The 22629-nt window shown below is 58.1% G+C and carries 9 protein-coding genes; 3 read left to right on the plus strand and 6 right to left on the minus strand.

The window, feature by feature from the left end; translation table 11 throughout:
• Nucleotides 1-7: 7 nt before the first annotated feature.
• From AC0L3B_RS12895 to zorA, 6 genes are all read right to left on the minus strand, one after another.
• On the minus strand, nucleotides 8-8074 hold the full coding sequence (locus tag AC0L3B_RS12895; protein WP_473380477.1) for a hypothetical protein: 8067 nt from the start codon (nucleotides 8072-8074) through the stop codon (nucleotides 8-10).
• 584 nt (nucleotides 8075-8658) lie between these two features.
• On the minus strand, nucleotides 8659-8868 hold the full coding sequence (locus tag AC0L3B_RS12900; protein WP_473380478.1) for a hypothetical protein: 210 nt from the start codon (nucleotides 8866-8868) through the stop codon (nucleotides 8659-8661).
• Between the two features lie 1327 nt (nucleotides 8869-10195).
• Nucleotides 10196-13096: a DEAD/DEAH box helicase gene (locus AC0L3B_RS12905; protein ID WP_473380479.1), complete on the minus strand. Its 2901-nt coding sequence runs from the start codon at nucleotides 13094-13096 to the stop codon at nucleotides 10196-10198.
• A complete protein-coding gene (locus AC0L3B_RS12910) occupies nucleotides 13093-14532 on the minus strand; it encodes an EH signature domain-containing protein (RefSeq protein WP_473380480.1) in 1440 nt (479 codons plus the stop codon). The genes AC0L3B_RS12905 and AC0L3B_RS12910 overlap by 4 nt, the downstream gene beginning before the upstream one ends.
• Nucleotides 14529-15578, minus strand: coding sequence for an OmpA/MotB family protein (locus tag AC0L3B_RS12915; RefSeq protein WP_473380481.1), 1050 nt, complete (start codon nucleotides 15576-15578; stop codon nucleotides 14529-14531). Before AC0L3B_RS12915 ends, AC0L3B_RS12910 begins: the two co-directional genes overlap by 4 nt.
• A gap of 59 nt (nucleotides 15579-15637) precedes the next feature.
• Entirely contained in the window at nucleotides 15638-17668 is a 2031-nt protein-coding gene (gene zorA, locus AC0L3B_RS12920; RefSeq protein ID WP_473380482.1) for an anti-phage ZorAB system protein ZorA, read from the minus strand.
• 79 nt (nucleotides 17669-17747) lie between these two features.
• Here zorA and AC0L3B_RS12925 point away from each other — a divergent pair, with 79 nt between their 5' ends.
• From AC0L3B_RS12925 to AC0L3B_RS12935, 3 genes are all read left to right on the plus strand, one after another.
• Nucleotides 17748-18803 carry a hypothetical protein gene (locus tag AC0L3B_RS12925; protein WP_473380483.1) on the plus strand — a complete coding sequence of 352 codons (1056 nt, stop codon included), beginning with the start codon at nucleotides 17748-17750 and terminating at the stop codon, nucleotides 18801-18803.
• Between the two features lie 46 nt (nucleotides 18804-18849).
• Nucleotides 18850-20070 carry a hypothetical protein gene (locus AC0L3B_RS12930; protein ID WP_473380484.1) on the plus strand — a complete coding sequence of 407 codons (1221 nt, stop codon included), beginning with the start codon at nucleotides 18850-18852 and terminating at the stop codon, nucleotides 20068-20070.
• A 304-nt stretch (nucleotides 20071-20374) separates the two neighbouring features.
• Nucleotides 20375-22627, plus strand: a complete 2253-nt coding sequence (locus AC0L3B_RS12935) for a GmrSD restriction endonuclease domain-containing protein (protein ID WP_473380485.1) — start codon at nucleotides 20375-20377, stop codon at nucleotides 22625-22627.
• Nucleotides 22628-22629: the final 2 nt, after the last annotated feature.

A 22629-nucleotide genomic window follows, 5' to 3' on the forward strand; every position in this document is an offset into this window, starting at 1 on the left:
TACGCCTCTACAGGTCGTGATCGAAATATTTGCGGTACTCGTCGAAGTTCCGGCTCATGCATTTGGTCCGGCGCCGCACCGTCGGCTTCGGACGCGCGGCGATAGCCGCAGCGCCGCGCTTGCGGCTTTGCGAGGAGAATTCCATCGTCTTGATATCGGCAGCGGCATATCGCGGCTCGAACTCGTCGTGATCGATCAGCAGAGCCTGCCCGCCGCCACCGCCGAAGCCACCCGGAACCGTGTGAGCGACGCCGACCGAATATTCGAAATCGCACAGGCCGACCGAGAACGAGAAGGTGAACGTCGCTTCACCCTCGAGGTCGCCGCCAAGGGTCTGGACGAATGTGACCAGCAGCGAGCAAGAAACCGCGAAACAGGCGATGCGCGCCGAACCACCTGCGAAAAAGTATCCGCCGATCTGCGCACTCACCTCGTTCTTCGAGACGTATATGCCGAGCGTTACCCGGCCCTGCCCGGTCAGCGGCCCGTAACTGAACGCGGCGGCAGCGCCGAATTCGAATGCAGCCTCGAAGCCGACTATGCCCTTGGACGTGCCGATCAGGGCAAAGAAGCCTCCGCCGCCATAGGGTGCAGCTGAAATGATGAACGGCGCGTCCCGCCGCGACAGGCTGACTTTGAAGTGCGCCGGCCGGTCGTCGAACGGCAGCTCGCAGCTGGCGTTGATCGACACGTTCATGAAACTGACCGTGCCGATCGAGATGGTCCCGAGGTCGATACCGAAGCCGGCTTCGATGCCAGGCGGTGCGAACTTTGGATGGATGAAAAAGCCGTCCTTGCCGCCCGGCGAGAGGAACGGCGCGAGAGTCTTGAGGAATTCAAGCGCCGGTCCGATGGTGACGGTATTGACCTTCACGTCGAACTTCGGCTTCTCACCCTCGCTGGCTGTGAATTTCGCCGGCGCGAAATTAAGGGTCACAGCATCGAGCACCGGCAGCAGCTTGACTGAGAATGGCTGCAGCACACCGCTGATCGCCAACTTGCGGCTCTTCGGATTGAGCGGATCGAGCAGATTGACGGTCAGATGCGCGGTGATGACGAGATCCCGCTTGCGGCCTTCATCCGTCCCCCAGGGCTCCGTCCGGAGTTCGTCATCGATCATCTTGAACAGGTCGCCGAGATCGCCAACCTTGGTGTTGAAATCGTATTTTAGCTCGTAGCGCGTCGGGATCAGCTTGCTGAGCTCTTCCTCGATTCTTTGCTGGATAGCGCCGACGTCGATGAAATCGCCAAGCTTGCCGTGCAACACCTTGTCGGCAAGGGCCTCCGTATTGCGCCCGACGCGGATCAGCGCCGGGCCGCCTTTCTGCGACCAGTCGTCCCGCACGCCCTTCAGAATGGAAAGCGACCTCTGCGCATTGCCCGACTGCGCCTCCGTAAGAGCGCTGTTCAGCTTGGTCTGATCGTCATCGATCTGCGTGGGATCGAATATCTTTGCGACATCACCGATCTGCAGGAATTGTCCCACGCCCTGCTTGAGGCTGTCGCTCTTCAGCGCGTCGGACACCGCCGTGAGCGGAACGCGCGCCAGGTCATAGACCTCGATGATCAGCTGCAGTGGAGGCTTCAGAAGCTCGGCGACCGTACCCTCCACCTCCTTCCTGGACACGTCGAGGGCCGCCTTGATTTCAGCCTCGATTTGAGCCGGGGTAGACCCGACAATTGCGATTGTCCGGTCTACCGCGACCGTGAGCGCCGACGAGATCGTCGCGATCAACTGGCGTTCCTGATCGCGGCTGAGGATTCCGGTCTTGACCGCCAGGCCGCCGATCTTGCGCGCATGCGTCGCCGCCTTGGCGAACGCGCCGGGATCGGTCAGGTTGGCCGGCCAGCCCGTGGCAAGCGTCGTTTGCCATTCAGTGGCGAGTTCACCGCCCTGCTTCTTGATGGCGTCGACGCGGCCCTCGATTTCCTGACGAAACCGCAAGACTTCCGCCGTCGAGAGCTGGTTGGCAATATTGTTTGCTGCATCGAGAAAGGACTTGATTGTTGGATCTGGCTGGCCGCCGGTCAGTGCGCGCTTGCCAATCCGTCCGATCTCGTTGAGCAGGCCGCAAAGGGCCTCGCCCAACGACTTGACCGATTTGGCGAGCTCGTCGGCGGAGTTGTCTGCCAAGCTGCGCACGCCGACGCCGGCGGCCGCCGGGGCCACCAGCACCGGTGCCAGTGAGGCAGTGCCTGCCGGATCGAGAGCGCCGGCGAGCTTGCCGAACAAGTCGCCGATTTCGCCCATTGCCCGCAGACGAAGTGCAAAGAGCTGTTGGGCGGCGGAAAACCAGAGCTGCTGGAACTGAAGAGTCTTCTTCAAAACCTCGTTGTCGAGCAGTTTACAGACGTCGTCGATCCCATACTTTTGCGTCTGCTCGTAGGCCGCCTGAGCGTCAAGCAGTGTCTTTGCAAGCCGATCGACCCCGGCGGCACATGCAGCGCGAACGCGCGCCACGCTGTCGAGCACCGTCGTTGCTTTCTGCCGGTCACTGGCCGGAATAGTTGGAATGCCGCTTCGAAGATCAGTCTCGAGCTTGGCGAGACCGGCAAAACCAACGCGGAGTGCTTCGGCTTCCTTTTTTATCGGCCCGAGATCGGGGAAGCCGAGAGAATCGACCGCCGCCTTGAGGAACTTCGATGCCTCCTGGCATTGCGCCGTGACGGTTCCGGCCACGTCTGCCAGCGCCTTTTGCAGAGCCGGTGCCAGCATGAGCGCATCGGCGGCGTCGAACAGCCGCGCGATCAGCGCAAGCAACCGTTCGCCCGCCGCCGCGACGTCCTGCTTGGCTTCCTCGCGAATTTTCTCCAGTTCGATAAGCACCAGCAGGAGTGGACGTCCCACACGATCGAACAACAGGGCTTCCCCCGCCTGCAGCGCGCGATACTGCGCTAACTCCAGATCGCGCTTGAACGCCAGTTCCTCTTTTTCCAACTGATCCTTGGCCGCAGCGATCTGCTGCTCGAAATCCTCCTTGATGTCATTGACGTCGCGCTGCAGATCCTCCGCCTCGGCCTGCGCCAGGTCGCGGAAGCTCTCAACGAACTTCTCGAAAACCTTGGGATCGTCGGGATTGAGAGCCGCGCAGGCCGCGTCGAGCGCAGGACCGAATACGGCGAGCCCGAACATCGGCCGCGCCGGCTTACAGAGCAGCGTCTTCAACTGTTCGACCGCCGCGCGCCGCACCTTGTTGACGATGTCGGCCTTGATGTCCTCGATTGACTTGCGCAAGACGTCGCGCAGCTTGACCAGGGTTTCGATCCACTCCTGGATGAACACCGGTACCGGGTTCGCGATCAAGCGTCCGACCTCGTCAACCAGCTGACGACCGGCTTCTACTGCCACGCTCACCAGACCGATGAATTCGGACACGTCCTTTGCGGGCGGTTCTAGCTCCTTGAGGCTATCGTGAAACGATTGCAACGCTCTAGCGAAGCTGGGGTACAAGCGCTCGAGCGCCTTCCCCGGAAGGGTGCCGGCGATACCGGGAATCCTGGCAGCTGCGCGCTCGGCCTGCTCCTTCAGCTGATCCACGACTTCCTGCAGCGTCTTCCGAATCGGATCGATTTGCTGCTTCAGCGTGTTGAGAACATCGACCGCATCACTCTTGGCTGCGTCAGTCGCGTAGGAGATCGTCTCCTTCAGCTTGGGCGCGCCAGCGATCGAGACGATCTTGATGAGATCCTTCAGCGACAGCAGACCGAGCAGCTTGGCTTCCGATAGCGCGCCGCCGAAGAACTCGGCGGGGTCAAACTGGCCGGCCCGTGCCGCGGCCAGTCCGGCGCGCGGAGGTTGTCCGAGGCTGAGTGGCGGCGGTTTCGTCGCTGCCGCACCCCCTGCGACCGCCGGCAAGGCCGCGCCTGTCTGTTGCGCGCCGCCGGAATCCGGCTTGCCGCCGATCGCTCCCTTGTCCAGCGCGAGCGCCCAGACCATTGCGTTCGGCTTGACGAGGCCACCGGCGCGATCTCCGGCCTGCGAGACATTCAGCGAGACGCCGTCGACGAGTTGCAGAAAGAGCTTGGACGGATTTTCAGCGGGACCGAAGCCGTGTTTCACATAGAGATCGGGGAAGCCGGCCCGCACCCAGCCGGCACCGCTGCCGGTGAACTGGGCCACTTGCCGCAGCTTTACTCCCGCTTCCTCAATCCAGGGATAGAAGGGCGGCTGATCGTCGCCCTCCATCGCCGCGTCCATCGCAAAATTCTGTTCGTCGATCCTGGTATCCGGATTTGCGATGATCCGGCCGCGAACACCGAGCCGCCAATAATCGGTTTCGAACGTGGCCTCGCCGCTCTTGTTCTCTGGTGCGTAACGGCGCTTGGCACCGCCGTGGCGAGCGGTGCACAATTCGCGGACTTTCTCGTCGTCCTTGCGCAATTTCTCGTAGTAGACCGCGATCCGGTTCATCGTCGGCGCATCGTGAGCCGCGGTGTTGTCGACGAACAGGAGCGGCAAGGTCATCGCCCCCTCCTTGCCGTCGATCTGCACCTTGAAGCGAACCTCGCCGCCGAGCCCCGGTCGCGTTCGTGGCCAGAAACACAGGCCCTCGATGGATTTGTCGTTAGCATCGCCCGGAAGCCGACCGTACTGAGTGGCCGCAGTATGATTCGGATCAGCAGCCGCCGGCGTGGTCGGATCGAGGATGTCGGGCGTGCGTTTGGTCAGAACCAACGATTGTTTGACGCAATAGTCGCGCGCCTCGAATGGATGGCCTATTCCGGGGTACTTTTTCAGCGGCTTGCCGACGCGAATGAACATTCGCTGGATCAAGTAGGCTGTCGGGAAGCGGCCGAGCGGGTTCGTCAGGAACTTGCGCTCGGTAACCTTGACCAGCGAGGCGCGGTTGCCGAGCGGATAGAGGAAACCCTTGTAGACGATCTCGACGGTGACGTCGCGTCCGAGCGTCGTTCGATGCTTCCAGCGCTCGACCGAGAATGCCGGGAAGAGATTTTTCTGAGGATCCGTCTTCAAATAAGGCGAGGCTGGCGGCTCAAAGCGGGTGTCGAAATCGAGCGAGGCGCCCAGCGCAGTAAGCGTCATCTCCTGGATATTGAGCGGCGGCGGGATATAGATTCCCTGCTCCTGCAGTTCAGGATCGCTGAGCGCGAAGCCAGGCGGCGGATCGAAATTGCTTGGCCGCGGTCGCTTGCGGTCCTTGTCTGGACCGGTGCCGCCCGCCGCCGCATTGCTGTCCGGCTTGCGCGGCAGCGTCGGCATCCCCCAGACCGACGTGAGCGCGACCAGTTCGTGCCGATCGTAAGACGACATCGAGGCGCGAAACCGCCGTTTCGCATCAACCTGTGCCGGCTGACCGGGCGCCGGCGGAGGCGCGGTACGTCTGGCCCGCCATGGCGCTATCGGGCCACGCTCCGGTGCATCCACACCGGGTTCGAAGCGCTTCGGATTATAGTCGGGAGACCAGATTGCACGGGTGCCCGCACCGTAGGGTCCTTCATCGAGCTCGGCGTGCCATAACGGCACCGTTCGCGACTGGCTAGGCTTCGGAAGCGGCGTCTCGCCAATCGGCGGCGTGTGGAAGCGGGCGTCCTGCGCAGGAGACAGAAACAACCGGAACGGCAGTTCGAGCGCGGTCTCGATATCGGTTGGCTCGGCACCAGAGGACTCCTGCATTTTCTGCCGGCGCTCGACCCAGCTCTTGCCCGGCTCGATGAATTGACGCTTGAGGATTTCCGCGAGGTCGGTTTCCGGCTGCGGCTTCTTGTCGGAGCCAAGAACCAGTTCACCGCCCGCTTCCTTGAACGGGCGCTCGACGCGATTGACGACCGCAAGGTCGAAGGCGGACCAGTTGGTCAGCGCAGCGGCCGTGAAGTCCATGATCTTGCGCTTTTCACCGGCTCCGTCGCGGCACGGCAGATGGAATACCAGACGCGACGGGCCCGATAGCCGGGCGCGTGCTGCGGGCGGCAAGTCCTCATTGAAGGGCGAAGGCTCCTTCTTGGCGAGTTTCCGCTGTGCGACCAGCTCGGCCATGACGGCCGCCTGCTTCCTGGAAATGTCGTTGTCCGGCGCACCTCGCGGCGTCTTGCCGCCGATATAGATCGCGTCGCGTCCCGGGAGGCTGTGCGGCGGCTTCGTGGCCAGTTCGCCGAACTTTTCCCGGAATTTGGCGTAGTCCGGATCTTTCGTGTCCTTAAGCGCTTCGACGCTGTCCTCGAATTGCTCGTCGGTGAGCGGCGTACCGTCCGGTTTGGTTTTTGGAACGGCGCTGATGTCGATCGGCACGTCCGGGTGCGTTGTCTTTCGCGCCATCTTGGCGAGATGCCAGGTTGGGAGCAGCGCCGTCAGGACCTCAACATGCTTCTTGTAGACGTCGCCGTTTGGCGCGCCGCGCGGCGTCTTGCCCGAAAGGTAGAGCGCATCGCGGCCGGAGACAGCCGGCAACGGCAACGCAGGCGTCGGCGCCGCCTGCGTCAGTCGCGCGAATTCGCCGCGAAACCATTTATAGTCCGGATCGATCGCTTCCTTTGCGGCTTCAACCTTGTCCTCAACCGTTTCGACGGGGAGCGGCGCGCCGCTGCCGTCGTTTCGCGGGATCGTGCTGTCGTCAAACGGCACATTGGGATAGCTGGCCTTGTTCAGAACCGTCGGGATGGTTTCTTCCGGCTCGGATTCCACCAGGCGAAAGAAGGCTTCCTCCGCCACATGTTGCGGCGGGAATTCGACGATCAGCCGTGGCTTCCACGCATCCTTGCGCTGCTTGCAGGCATAGGGCGTATCCTCGTCGGCGATGTAAGGCTTGATCTTGGGCCCGCCGACCAGCTTGAGATGATGAAAGCGGAATTTGAGGCTGAGCAGATCCTCGCCGCGCACCAGGCGCAACTTGGCGCCGGCCAGCGGGATTTCGTAGCCACCGTGACCGGACAGGTCGAACAAAGCGACACCCGCGCGTAGCGACGGCGCGGCGGCGGATGCCGCGGCCGGCTCCGGATTGTCTTTCTTCTTTATGGTTGCGCCCTTGCCCGACTTCGCATGCCGCTGCCTGGCGCGCGGCGCCGCTGGTTGCTCCGCCGGGTAAGCCACCGCATCTCCGCGGGCTTGCGCAAGCACAACGGGCAATTCCGACACCGCATAGGGGTTCGGCCGCTGGTCCGGATCAGGCACATCGCCAAGCGTGATGCGCGCCTCGGTATCGGAAAAGTCGAGACGGACGTAGTCGGCGCCCTCTACCGCCGTCGCCACGTTGGTAACTGCGCCCCGCGCCGCAAACGTCCGCAACCTTCCATTGCGGCCCTGAGCCTCGAGAACATGGCCTGCGTCCTCTCCATGAAAGACGAGCCCGCAATCGTCCCCCATGACGAGATGAGGCTTCGATGCAACCGGCAACGAAGCCATGCGGAATGCGCCTCCACCGCGCTGGCCCATGACCACGATGCCATCGCCGGTTTCGATCTGGCTCCGCCGCGAACCCAGTCCTTCGAGCGAAGCGGTGAATGAGCCGATGAGTCCAGTCACAAGGGTCGGAGGTGAGGTTTCAAAGGTTTGTACGCAGACGGCCTGGACCGATTTTGTGACTAGGCGCAACGTGTTGCGTACACTGTCACGGCCAACCTCAATCAGGCCTTCCCCGGCGGTCGCACGCTCGAACAACACTGCCGTCGACGCGCTCGGAGGAAAGTCGTCGATGAGCGCCCCGAGGCCGCCGGCGCCCGGCGCGAAAGCGGCGATCCGCGCAAGACCGGCTTGCACCGTCGAAGACGCGAGAGAGAACGGCGCTCCTTGTGCCGCCGTCAAAGCCCAAGTCAAGTCCGGCGCGAAAGACAGGCTCGCCGGCGCGCTTGCAAATGCTTCGCCGCGCGTAAAACGTCCCAGAACCTTGGATGCTGCGACGGCATCCAGCTCACTTGCAGCCTCGACCGCTCCGAGCAGCCAGGGAATGAACGCGACGGATGTGGAGATAGGAATCCCCCTCCCCTTCAGGATCATCCGCCATCCACCGAGGCGGTCGAGCCAGTCGCGCTCAAAAGCAACGATGAGATCGAACGTGAGCTCCGTACCGGGCAATCGCGCGCGTCGCAACACGAAGCCGCGGCGCTCCGTATCTTCAGTCAACGTCAGAAACGCGGTCTCGCCGAATGCCGCACGCGCAACCTTCCACTCATGCGAACCGACGCGAACGACAACGTCGTGGTCTTTCCTAGTAATATGGAGAGAATAGTCGAACAGCCCGAAGGTCTGCCCGGCGCCCGCCGCAGCAGTCGCTGCCGCCCCCGCGAGGATCCCGCGGCGCGTTACAATCGGCGAAAAGCGGCCTGTAGGCGGGACGCCCGACGTCAAACCAAGAAAATCAAAGCGCTTCTTGCGCCCATGAAATTTGCGCAACTGCTCCCACGAGAACATTGCTCCCCCGAGCCCTGGTCACTCGCACAAGTAGAATATGATTTAGCATCTCTTGTTCTGTAGGCGAATCAAGCGACAATGGGACTTCGCGCAAAGTTGTGCACATAAAAATTCGCAACCTCGCGGCGCGCCGAGTACGACTGATCCACTCGTCAACTTGCTCGCTGCTACCGATCAACGAAAAATGTAACTCACACCTAAAACGCTTTTCTATTAACAATGTCAGGCAAGTACACGATTTTTGATCAGCAGAGCCGTTCGAAAATAAGGTTCGACCTAATTTCTAGATAATCTACTCAGTACGGTCGCAGGTGGAGCTCCGCCGCGGCGTCCTGAGACAAAATTGGATGAGAGCGCAGCGGGCGCGGCAACTTCACGACCTGAATGAAATGGCGCGTCTTCCCGAAACCACGTCCCGGAATGCTCTCGACTGGGTAGCGGCTGGCGTCGGCCATTCTTGACAATGCGATCACGATGCTGCGGTCAAAGACGACGGACAAGGTCAAAAAGGCGATCCAGATCTGGATCGAGTGGATTGGAGAATAAGCCGCAAGCAGGCGGCCGAAGGCAGCGGCTGCGGCTAGGACCCTCGCCGCGCCTGATTTCCGGTGACACTAAGAAGCGATACCGGCGCCGAAGAGGATTTAGCCTAGTCTGAGAATTTTCCCATTTTAGACCGCCAGTGGAAATCAAGTGGCTCTTTTGCTTGCAGAGAAGCGGGTGGCCGACTCCGCTTGCCCTCTCCATTTGAGCCGAGCGTTCCGAGGATGTCGACTATTGCTGCGGACGCTGCACACGATCTGACCGAGGACGAGAAGACGCCACAAGCGTTTCCGCGAGCCGGAAACAGGTCCGTCGGAGCAAGGGCTGACGGCTGCAACAGTGGAGCACCGGCTCTGATCAATCGCTGTCAAGCACAGAGCGCGCAGCGCAATGCCACCGGACGCAGGGGCGTGCGGCTGGGCCAACGTGTGTTTACCGGGACTGACGACCCTCACATTATTTCCGCGAAGCTATTCTCTTGCCGGTCTCAATACGCTTACGGAATCTTGCATTCGCGACGAATTTCGGCGCCTCGCTCGCCGATACCCTTGAGATCAAAGTGTTCGACCATTGGTGCTCCTTTGCTATTCATTATGCAGATAGAAAGCGCCGAGGAATCGAATATTCGTTTGACTATTTCAAATTGCCCCGTCTCACCAGTCAGGGGACCAGGCCACGCTCCATCTCCTGAACCGGTCCACTTGCTGTCTAATCGCGGCCCCTCGTCATCCCATTTTAGAACCACGCTCACCTTTCTTGGCCGTTTGACTACTGCGCTCGCGAACGTGAACTCGACACTTGGCCCCGTGGCATCACACTCCACAGACAGTTCCGGCTCTCTGCTCTCAGCAGTGGCGTCAGTGGCCTTTTTGGGCCAGTCCGCTTTAAACGTGGCCAGCCTTCGAAGCGTTACAGACCGGTTGGCAGTTAATGCTTCCCATTTTCGGGCTACCTCCCAGCCACCATTTGAATTCCAGCCCTCGTACCGCGCCGTGTCTTGCAACAATGGCACGCATTTCGCGAGCAAGTCTTCGACGCCCGTTTCTCCGACGGCTGATCCACTGCATAAACTCAAACAAAAAACGACCACAGATGTTTGACGCACAACATGTTCCCTTCGACCAAGTTGCGCGACACGAGAAGCTTGAGCATAAGGTTGGCGTCGTTTGCAGTATACTTCAGCGAGATTTCGCCGGCTTCGCATTCCCTTGTCGGGCTTGAATTAATATATCGGTAAGTTGCTCTCACACGCGATGTACCAGCCGACTACACTGTCAGGTCGTCAGATTTTCATGTCTGACTTACCGTTGCTTCGAAGAGCTCGTTTCTATCAGCCTCTGTAGCGTTTGGCGGCAAGAGCGCATCTCGCATGAGCCGCCGCTTCCTTTCGAGCAGCGCATTCAGGTTTTGGTCGAAGGAGGCCTTGCCATCCGGCAATAAGGCGATCGGAATATGCACCTCCACATTTCGCGTTTGTCCAATGCGCACCACTCGCCCGGTGCATTGATCTTCTACGGCAGGATTCCACCACCGAGACAGATGGATCACATGGTTTGCCTGAGTAAGTGTAAGTCCGACACCACCGGCTCGCGGGGAGAGAATCATAACAGCAAACTCGTCCAGATCGATCTGGAATTTGTCAACACGAGCTTGACGGGTCCTGCCGTCGACTTGACCATTGATGATCATCGGCGGCGCTAACAGGCCGTATCGACGCTGAATAATTCCGGTCAGCTTTGACTGAAGTTCAAGGTCATCAAGGAAGAGAAGCACCTTTTCCTTGCGAGTAGCGATCGCATCTAGGGCCTGGAACGCCGTAACCAATCTTGCAGACGATTCAATAAATTCGCGATCTGACGTGAACGATAGTTCGGGACAAAGCGATATTGCCCTGATTCTTTGCAGAGCCTCCAGAACAGCGCCAGGCTTCTTAATTTGGCGAGCGCCTAGGATGGCTGCTTGGTATTGCTCCAACTGTAAACCTTGCATCGCAGCGTCGCATATGCGCTCGATAGGCTTGGGTAGGTCCGGGAGTTTGTCCTCCTTGAGGCGGCGAAGCATCAAAGGAGGTCTTCCACCATGCCAGACATCCAGCGACGACTTTAGAAGTTTGAGACTCTGAACATCAGGATTCTTCTCATAGGAAGCACTGAAACGCCGTAAGTCTCCCAGGCACGCTGGGTGAACCGCATCTGTTATACACCAGAGATCCGCTAGCCGATTTTCGACTGGGGTACCAGTCAACGCAACACGAAACTCAGCATTCATAGCCTTAGCGGCATCCGTAACACGAACGCCTGGCGTTTTTATCTTTTGCGCCTCATCGAAGAGTAAGCAACAGAACCTAACTTGACCAAATTCGCGATCGTAGTCTCGCAACGTCTCGTAAGTCGTGAGCACCCAATCTGTAGCCTGAAGAGCCGAGATATGCAGAGACGGTTTTCCATCTGCAGACGTGTATCGAATACGGACAAGTTCCCGGCCATACGCCTGAACACAGTGGCCCAAGCCAGGTTTCGACAGATGTCGATCGTGTTCTGCTCGCCAATTTTCGAGAAGTCCGGTCGGAGCTACTATCAAGATCGGGGCTTGAGTAATTGTCCCTGATGCCATTCCCTCGCGCAGCCAGGCAAGAAACGCGAGTCCCTGCAGCGTCTTTCCAAGACCCATATCGTCAGCGAGAAGTACTCCAGGATTACCCGCGCGCCAGGCTTTTTGAAGCCAACTAAGCCCATCAAGCTGATGTTGCTTGGGAGGAGTTGCCAAGGATGCCGGGACGCCCAACGGCGGTGTTGCCCGCCCACCAACGCGAGCCTCTAGTTCGACTTCCTCTTCGTTGGCTTTGATGACGAGCGCCAGTCTCTCTAGGTTCGTCTTGTCAGGCTTCTTGTCGCCCCCAGATACGTCAGCGGTTTCGCTGACGGAAAATCGCGCCGTCCGCAAGCGTTCAAGAGCTGAGAGCGTCTGATAAGAAGCCGGCACACTGATCGGCTGGCCGTCCACTTCCAGCGCCACAACACTTTTCTGCGAGCCAATTGCATCCTCGATACGTTTGCTGAGGTCCTCGGCTTCCTTCTCTGTTAGGGGTATTGTCCTGTCCCCAATGATAAGCCCTAGGAGCTCGGTGCCAGCAGGAGATTGCCCGCTTGCAGTATTGCTCTCCGGCCCAAACCAGTTCGTCGTTGCCAGTTTGATCCAGGGGAGAACTCGGGGTTGCCAGAGCCCCAATCCTATCACTCTTTCGGCGTACCTAGATGTCTCGCGAAAAACCGCTTCTATAACCGTATCATCGGTCTCGGCACCCAACGCGTCCCGCAAAAAGGCACGAGGAGAAGCAAGGAGCGCGCTCTTTGTAGCTAACGGAGCCGATTGAACCCGACGCACTTCGGAAAGTGCCTTACGAAGGATTGGAGACAATACAACGTACTTGCCCTTTCCGAGGCTGTAGACGGGTCGAGCGGTCGCAAACTTGTTGAATTGATCTCGGCCGAAGCTCTCCTGCTCGTCGGGAGCCAAGAGCAACCCGTCCGCATTTCCGCCTGCTCGATGCAGGATTGGCTCTAGCTTCGCGTCGCCAGCGCTTTCGATTAGATCTAACGAGAAGGCATCTGCGACAGCGATATCAATTTGACCGATGAGACCCGTCGTTTCCGCAAGCGCGGAGGAAATCGCCGAGGGAAGAACTTCGCGCAAAGATGCAATGGATCGCAAGCGCTCCGAGCTATCGTCGTCAGTGAGGCCGTTGATATGATCGACTTGGTTCGCAATCTCAAATAGGACATCCGGCACACGATACCAGTCTTCGCCGACGCGAAGCCAAGCGCCGATTCGGGCCGCTGACATCACCGGCTGCCCGGTTCGACGCCGCCACTGCAACTTGATGCGAAAATCGGGGCGAGTTATGACCCCTGTCGTCTCAAGCTGGATGATCGCATCCGCAAAGCCTGGCAAACCGAGGCACTTCGCCTCCGCAACGGAAAGACCCGAGATTGCCCGATGCTCTACGTAGACTGCGTCCTCAACAGCAATTGCGGCGCCCGCCGCAATAAGTCGCTGCGTCAGATCGACGCCCGACAGCAAGGTCGCTGGCGCCTCGATCGCCCAAGTATCCGTTAGCAATGGGCCACTGCGGCCGTTGAGACGGATCTCAGTCGCTTCAGGTGTTACCCTGTATCCGAATTGGTAACTCATCGAGGTGTCCAGTCGACTGGCGACAAAGAAATCTGGGCTCGGCGCTGCAGAAGCTCGGCAGCGCTGCCTTGCCAACGGTTCTGATCTGAGCCGTGATGATGCAATCCCCCGCCGTCAGTCGTCCCCCGCGATCCGTACTTTCGGCTCGCTGGGAACGGCAGACTTTGGCCCATCAGGCTTGCGCGCGAATATGAACTCCTACCGAGTATGGGTGCGCTCGGCCAATCCGTTGGCCAAGCCCGGAGTGCTCCACTGTGGCTCCATTCACAAAAGACTGTGTTCTTGACTCGCAAGAGCAACGCCGCCTTGTCCCCGCTCGCTCCTTCCAGGCGGGCATACGCTCCTTTGAGATCTTCAATCCCTCGTGCAGAAGCGTGGATTCGACTGCCGAGCGCTAACCACGCTTCGACCTGTGGACTCTTTTCGATGCACGCCGCCCAGAACGCTTCGCGGTACCTCCAGTGGGAGTCCAAGGCGTATTCAGAGATCAAATTGAAGAATGCTCTGAGCGATGCGCGCGTCAACCACCTGCGCATGAGATTTGCAGCCGCCTCGCCAGCCTCATGCCACCTCTGAGCTCTCAATCGAGGGTCCCCGAGGTGATCAAGTAAGAAATTCTGGATCTGGCGACGTGTGGCCTCTTCCGGCTCTTGGCCTTGCCGGAGCCATGGCTGCAGCAGTCCACGCGCGATTTCGCCGCGCGCGTCCGGTTCGGCAAACCGCAATACGCCATCAGGCGCGAGAAACTGAAAAATGCGCCCGAGGGCTTCATCGGCATCAGATTTGATCAATGCCACTGACGCCATCGACAAAAGCTCTCGTTGGACTGCTCGAATGTAGCCGCCAGCACCACGCAACGGATCGGCGAAGCCGGTCTCTGACAGAATCTCGGAAACAGGCTCCGGTCCCGCAATCACCCAACCAGCGAGGTTGCGCGGTCCCCTCTGAGCGCTGAAGAGTTCAATTTTTTGATCAACATGCCGCCAGGATTCCATCCGAGGGTTAGAGCGCAAAATCAGGTACTGCCTTATGCTAGCTCCTTCCCGCGCAATCGCTTCGTCGGCGTGAGAGAATGCCCTCAACCAGGCTTCAATTAGCGCACGCGCGGTTGCATTCGATTTATGCGCTTGTACCCAAACAGCATCCAGCAAACCAGGAAGCCCAACCAATGGGCTATCCTCAGCCCATAGCAACCAAGCCGCATCCCGGAGGTCGCTCCGCGACTGCGAGAAATCACCCTTGTCGGAAGCCTCGATGAGCCGGTTTCTAACCCGTTCCAGAGCAGCTTCGGATGGCTCCGCTACTGCGAGATCAGACGCTCTCAACGCCTCCACCACCTTAGCACTCTCAGGTTTCCCGGGAAGCTTCGAGGCTGCCCGAGGAAGGTGGCGCGCAATTGCCTTTAAGCCGTCAAGCGCTTGGCGAGTGTGCGTCATTGACCGCTGCCCAGAGCTTGTCGAATCTGCTCCCGCAATCGTGCCAATTCATCCGACGTGCGGGCCGACAACACAAAACGAAGATCGATGCGGCGATTTTTTTGATAGTCGGCCTGCGTTGATCCCAAGGCGTCCGGTAATGGCCGACGTGGCCCGTAACCAGAGAACCCTAGCAGCGACTGTTGCTCCGCATTTCGCAAGCTATCTAGTGAAGGCCGCACTCTTCGGAGCTCTTTGAACACATTGAGCGCTCGCTCTGTCGAGAGACGATCGTTCCTCAGTTCGGAATCATTCGTAACAATCAACTTGGCCTGAGGAAGAGCCGGCACTGGCTGCGGCGCTGGCGCCGACGAAAAGATTGAGGGCCTAGCAGAGGGCGCGTTAACCAGCGGAGCAGGCGCGACAATCGGGCTTCTAAAGGCCTGACGATCGGTATGCCCTTCGACCAGAACTGTCTCCAAGATAGGGGCGGCGCCGCCGCCACATCTAGAGTTATCGCCGCCCTCAACGTAGCAAGGCAAAATATCCGCCAAGACTTCAGCGAGCGTCTGCACGCGTGGCAAATTTTCGGGTCTGATCGTTGCATCGCCGGTCTTAAAAAGAAGGTCTTCGGGTAGCCGAAGAATGCCAGATTCAGGATCAATCGAGACAGTCACGCCACGGGTGCTGAGAGAATTCTGCAGCGAAACCAGCAATTGGCTACGGCTCGTCTCGCGGTCCTTAAGATCCTTTTCCAACTGGGCTACTGCATCGAGCAGTAGCATTCTGAACCTGTCGTTTTCAATTTTCGCCGCATCGGCAATAGCCGCTTCACGTCGCGCTTTGAGCTCTGCCTCCCTCGCCAATTCCTCGGCGGCCTTAGCCCGCTTTTGTGCTGCGAGGAACTCGGCATACTTAATTTTCTGCTCGTGCTCCGCTTCGCGAAAGTTCAACGCGAAAACAGTCAACAGAAGCAGAAAGATGAAGAGAATGCCGACCATCATGTCACTGACGGACGCAAAGTAGCCTTCTCCGCCGCTTTCTCCAGCCGCTTCGATCGAGACCATTGCTTCTTACTCCGACGACAGATGGTGAAATGACTATTAGCGACAGACCCAACTGAATGTTAGGCGTTCGGTCGCAATGGCTCGCCATTGGCGCCGATCGGACCGAAGTCCTGGAGCGTGTCCTCTAAGCTCTTCACTAGATTTCCCAGCTGAGTTGCGGCTTTCGCGAGATTGCTATCAGTAGACGTCACAAAGTCTTGGATATCGCGCGTAAATGCTTGCAGCCCACCTTGCAACGCAAGCAACGTCTTCGAAAGATCTTGGTCTACCCCCTCGAACCGCTGAGCAGCTGCGGTCAAACTCTCGACTAGCCGTCCAGCGGAAGCATGCGTGGCATCGATTCGCTGCGCTACTCCCGAGATCTGGTCCAACGACAGTCCAATGATTTGAGCTACTTGGTTGAGAGGCTCGAGGGCACTCTTGGCCGCCTGGCTCGCCAGCTTCATATCGTTCGCACCTGCGGCCAAGGGAGCGGCAGCATCTTGGGTGGCCCGCTGCAGGTCGGTCATCTTGACGACCATGTTTCCGGTGGCGGTGTTGACTTCCGCGATCCGCTCAGCCAAGGCTTCCGAGGCACCAGCGATGCGCAAGACTGCTTGCTCAGCCTCTTGCTCCCACGCTTTGCCAACTGTGCCAGCTGAATTTCCCAACTCGTCCGCAGCTTTGGCAGCAGTCGTCTCGAACGCAGCTGCAGCTGCTCCAATGCGATCAGCGAGTGTCGCAAGAAGGTCCGTGCCGGCGCTGCGGCTGTGCTCTGCCATCTGCCGCAGCTGGTCCACGACGGACTGAAGCTGTTCAGATATCTGAGCTGATCCCTTTTCGGCGTGCTCATTGATGCGCGCCTGACTAGCCAACACGGCCGACGACATTCGATCGGAAATGTCGAGAGCCGCTTGCTCGAACATTTTCGCTGCGGCTTCGATCCGTTCGGACATATCCCGACCAGCACTTGCACCGGCTTTAGACGTTTGATCGATAATGCTTTTGAGACCGTCAGCGAGGCCACCGATTTGATCGGTAATCCGCGCGAGTGCCGCTTCAGCCCCCTCCCCCATTCGATTTGCCATTGCGTCGGCCGATTGAGCCATTCGCACCGCCGCGTCGCCCAAGCCAGACTGCAAGCCTTCCAACCGCGAACTTAGACCGCCAAGTTGTGCCGCAACATCCTGCATTCGGTCGCCGGTGCCACCCTCGAGCCTCTGAACAAAGGTTTCCAGCATGGCCTTCAACGCATCTTCGTTCCGTGAGCCTATCCCATCGGCAAGGCGCTGCATGGCGTTGGTGAGGGGCGCTATGTGCTCGCCTAAGCGATCGTTGAAAGCACTATCAAATGCCGCTCCAAGATTGACGGCGAGATCTGTCGAAAAAGTCTCCAGCTGCACGGACTGACGCTTAAGCAAATCATTCGCTTCCTGCTGCAGCGCAGCAGGTGTCAATAGAGGTACCCGCACTTCCAACGTTGTCAGGAACGCGTCGAGCGTCTGATCGATTCGTTTCAGGCACCCCTTTCGAAACAGCGCGTAGAGAATCGAAAGCAACAGACCGATCAGCGAGGTGATGAACTTGAAGGATGCTGTGTCGAGCAGCACTCGGAGCGCGCCATTGCGATCTGCCTGATCTCCGCCTGCAACGATCCCGCCGGCTGTGCCAAGGGCAGCGGCCAATCCGAGAAACGTAAACAGCAGGCCCGCCCCCACCAAGAGGTTTGGTAGAGCAGCATGATACCGCGCATCTACGCCGATTGCGGGAAGTCTCAGCAGGCCCACGTCGAACCAAGTTTCTGCTCTCGTCGTCGCGCGGATCGGCCGATTACCCTCCTGGGGGAAAACTAGCGACTCAGTGTATTCGCGCCAACGCGCCCCGAGAATTGGGCTTGCCGCGATCTTTGCTGAAATAGACTCGTAGTTCGCGGCAAAGTCCGTCGCAGTGGCTGTGCTACTGATCACGCCCGACGCTTCCCGCAGGGCGCGGATCAATTTCTTCGCGCCGCTCTGGAGCGACAATCCAGAGAAAAACGCCCACAATACTAGAACGACCCCTACGCCAGTGACCGTCTCTCTGCGAGAGATCAGCTCGGCGACAAACTGCATGTCCATTAAAATCCAGCCCCCCGGCTAGCCGCACGCATCTAGCGTTTCCGAAAACGTGTGATATTTTAACAGCACAATCATGATGATAGCAATTTTTAATAGCGACCAGCTGTTTGAGACGAGGGCTTGCGAGCTCGTCTCGCTGCCTGACGGGCGGCAAGGAGCCATCTGGCGCGGCCTCGCCTATCCGCTCGAGCTTCCCGACCATCGAATAGAGATGGGCAGCGAGGCATTCGCGCCAAGCGAGTGCGTTCCGAGCGGGGCGAGGCGAGCGGCCCGGAAAACTTTCGCGATCATTGAGGGCGTGGACGAAGCCTACGTGCTTGTATCGGGAACCGTTACGGACTGCGAAGAAGCATCCAACCGCCTTAAGGCTTTCGGTTATGAGGTCATTAGGACTGGACGATACCTTGGCGATCCTGTGGACGATTTCGAAGCAGATTGGTTTGTTCGCATCGCTCGACCCACCGGCTCAAACGACGCGCTATCAACAGTTCTCAGAAATGTTCTCGGCGATCAAGTTACCGAACGAAATAGCCATAAGACCTTAGGCGAATATCGCGCGCAGCTCATCGCGACGGAACTCGCGTCGGCCAAAGCGCGCGAAGCAGCGCTTCGCGTCGAGATCGCACGACTGAAGCTCGAGTCGACGAACGCCGCCGACAGCCACGTTCAAATCGAGGAACTCAAACTCGCGGTCGACCTGGAACGCGAGGCAAGGCAACAAGCTGATTTGGCAGCGGCTGAGGCACAGGAACTGCTCAGCGCGGGTCGTCAGGATCGGCCGCCGCCTCGCGTCGGCAAGATTAAGGATGAGATTGAAGTTGTCTTTGCCGCACTTCTTCCGGAGGTGCGATTGATGCGCGACAGCCTGAACGTGGTGGCTGCTGAATTCTCAAACCGTCGAGCTCTCTATCGTGGCCTGGCGGAGCTACGAACCGCAATCGGTCGGCTGCCTCCCAATTGGAAGAAGCTCAAAGGCCTCGAACAGTGGTGGGAACGCCACATGAGCGATGGCCAAGACGACGCGGGCAGGATCTACGTTCGCTTCTCAGATACTGACCGAGTTTGGGACGTTTTGGTTTCTCATAAGAGCGAACAGTCCCGCGACGTCACATGGCTTGCTAGCCAATAAGAAGCGAAATCAGGCTTACTGCCCAACACATTAGAGGAAAATTGCTTTGCCGATCAGCGTCCAATTTCTGCATTCACAGCCCCAGCGCGACGTTGCTTCCCTGCTAACCGCACAGCTAACCCGTTGTCGCAGTGTGGCGATCGTCGCGGGCTTTGTGACCCCAGACGGCATAGAAGCGCTTGCTTTGCGTACGCCTTCCCGCGTGGGAAAGCTTGACCGCTTTGTCGTCGGGGCAGGGACCTATCGCGCCTTTGAAGCAATTGACCAGCTAATAGTCGCAGGGGCAGCGCCGTCCGTGTTTCGCGTCCACTTGGGTCATTCTCGAATTAGCGGGGGAAATCGCAACCCGTTCGTACGCTACCACCCAATGTTGCACAGCAAGATTTTTCTGTTCGAGTTAGATTCCAGATTAACATCAGCATTTGTCGGATCCCACAATGTGACTGGCTTTGCCCTGCGTGGCTTCAATGGTGAGGCGGGAGTACTGCTCGAGGGCTCTTCTGCTGATCCGGTCTTCAACGAAATTAGAGGCCATGTCGATCGAGCGTTCGCACAGGCGGCTCCCTATGATCCATCGATGAAGGAGGGGTATGCTTGGTGGACAAGAGAGTTTTTCGGCGGACTCCGGGCCGAAGCTAACGACACTCCCAGGGAGGTCGACCCCAGAAAAACGGTCGTAATCGTGGCAGTCCGTTCAGCGGGCCAAACCCCAACTCGAGACGATGTTGTATATTTTGAAATCGCCGAGGAACTCAGTGAGATCCGATCTCTCGATACAGAGGTGCATATCCATCTGTTCGATACTCTTCCTGGCTCTCCCTCCGAGGCGCTATCCCAAGTCCATTTAGCCGCAGCATCACTGGCGTGTCGCGCAGAGGGTCTTGACGTTGGCAGAGGCAGCTTGGAGGCGGACGCCGATTGGCACATTGATGATCGAAAATTGCCTCTACTGAAAAGAACGCATAGGCCTTTTCGACCGGCGACGTCAGCAGGCATGCAGCAAGTCAGGGTTCGGGTCTTGGGTCCTTTAGCGAAAAAGTACGACTACCTCTTTGATTCAGGCAGGGCTACTTGGGCTCCGGAGTTTAACCAAGAAGGCCTCATGCAGGATGGTACTGGGAAGGGTCCCTGGTTTCCCGTAAAGAGCCTCTCCCGAGACGATGGTGAAAAAAGGACATCGAAGAGCGTCGCGCTTCTAGAAGCTTCACCCGAGTCAGGTTCGTTCATTCTGTTCTCTCCACGACGACGCGGAAGAGCCAATGCTTAAGGCAAGAAGCCAACGTCGGCTCCGCGGCCCGCCTATCAAGCGCCTCCCATTCTCGCCGCAGAACCTTGCAGATTGCATGCGTTCGGTAGTACTTATTGATAGTTGTCGCATTTTATCGATGATAATTAGATGAGCACTGGGTCGACGGAGATATCTAGGCAGCTGACAGATGCGCGTTGGGTCCTCGCTGGTTCAGGCGCTCTCCTACTAGCCCTTTTCTTCGGAAAAACCCGCAACGACTACAGATTCCGGAGCTCGGAGGCGGCCCCGGATCCACTAACCGCGGCTAATTGGGGGAAAGAATATGAGCGAGCAGGTTTTCAACAAAGTCGATTACACGCTTGGCACTCTGATGGATTCAATTCAGATGGGCTCGATCGGCCTGCCAGACATCCAACGACCTTTTGTTTGGAAGAACGCTAAAGTTCGCAACCTCTTCGATTCGATATATCGGGGCTTTCCGGTCGGCTACTTCCTTCTCTGGGAGAATGGAATCGAGGGAGGTAGTAAGTCGATTGGGACAGACGGCAAGCAAAAAACGCCCAGCCTTCTGATCGTGGATGGACAGCAGCGTCTCACGTCCTTGTACGCTGTCACCAGAGGCGTCCCAGTTGTCCGTGAAGACTACCAATCTGAGAAGATCGAAATCGCGTTCAATCCACTTCTCGAAAAATTCGAAGTTCTCGACGCGGCTATAAAAAGAGATCCAGCCTTCATCCCAAATATATCCGTGATCTGGTCCAAGGAAACCGATCTATTCGACTTAGTAGACGGTTACCTCGACACCTTAGCTCAAGCGCGGGATGTATCGCCGGACGAAAGAAAGAGAATCCGGAAGGCATTCTCAAAGCTACAAAATTTACTCAGCTTTCCATTCACGACCCTAGCTCTTTCAGCCGGCATCGACGAGGAGCAAGTAGCCGAAATATTCGTTCGCATTAACAGCGAGGGCAAGAAGCTCAATCAGGCTGACTTTATCCTCACGCTCATGTCTGTCTTTTGGGATCAAGGCAGAACCCAGCTCGAAGATTTCTGTCGGCAAGCGCGAACACCCAGCAATGGTCCCTCTTCATTCAACCACTTCATCGAACCAGATCCGGATCAACTCTTGCGCGTGAGTGTTGGGCTCGGATTCAGACGAGCGCGCCTGCAATATGTCTACTCGATACTCAGAGGAAAAGACCTGGAAACGGGCGCATTTAGCACAGAACGTCGCGAGGCGCAGTTCGCGATTCTGAAAAACGCACAAGCACGAGTTCTCGATCTCACGTACTGGCACGACTTTCTAAAAGCGATCATGCAAGCCGGTTTCCGCAGCGGCAGAATAATCAGCTCACAGAACAACATTGTATTCGCTTACATTCTCTACCTGCTAGGACGCACCGAATACAAGGTTGATGAGTTCAAGCTACGCCAGCTTATCGCGCGATGGTTTTTCATGACGGCCCTTACCGGCCGATACAGTAGCTCCCCCGAGTCCAAGATGGAATTCGACCTTGCGCGACTTCGAGGGGTCCAAGACCCGGCCGGTTTCGTGTCTGTAATCGAAGAGATCTGCAACGCAACGCTCACGAACGATTACTGGGCAATTACACTGCCTAATGATTTGGCCACCGCTGCCGCAAGCAGCCCTTCAATGTTCGCATTCTTTGCTGCTCTGACTCTGCATGATGCGCGCGTTCTTTTCTCAAAATACAAGGTTACCGAGCTCCTGGACCCGTCTACCAAATCGAAAAAATCCGCCCTGGAACGTCATCACCTATTTCCAAAAGAGCATCTCAAGAAGATTGGCATTGCCGACCCTAGGGAGACCAATCAGATTGCTAATTTCACGCTTGTCGAATGGGGCGACAACGGAGAGATAAGCGGCGACTCTCCGGCGGACTATGTCCCCGCCCTAGCCCAGCGGTTCAAAGGCACCGAATTGGCGCAAATGTACGCGTGGCACGCGCTGCCGGAAGGCTGGGAGAATATGGGCTACCATGAATTCTTGAAGAAGCGGCGGGAGCTGATGGCTTCGAACATTCGCGATGCCTACCAGAAGCTGGCCGGGGGAGAACCAACCGAATCCAAGGCTTCAGCTCTCACTGTCGAACAGCTGGTCCAGGCTCATGAAGGAACGTCGATCGAATTCAAGTCCACCTTGCGTACGAACCTTCATACCGGGGAGAAAGACAGCAAGATGGAGCTCGTAGTACTGAAGACCATCGCGGCATTCCTAAATATGAATGGGGGCACTCTCGTCATTGGCGTGTCGGACGACGGCGAGCCGGTCGGTATTGCCGCCGACAAATTCCCCAACGAGGACAAGATGGATCTTCATCTGGTCAACATAATTAAAGATCGCATTGGGGCGACGTCGATGCTTTATATCTCGCCGCGATTCGACGACTACCAGGATGCGAGGGTGATGGTGATCGATTGCCAGCCGTCAAAGACGCCGGTCTTTGTGAAAGACGGCGGCGTTGAGCGATTTTACGTTAGGACCGGCGCCGCAACGTCAGAGCTGCCGCCGAGTCAGACTCAGCAATTCATCAAGCAACGTTTTCCTGGGTAAAA

This window comes from Bradyrhizobium sp. Kon56 (assembly GCF_055807635.1).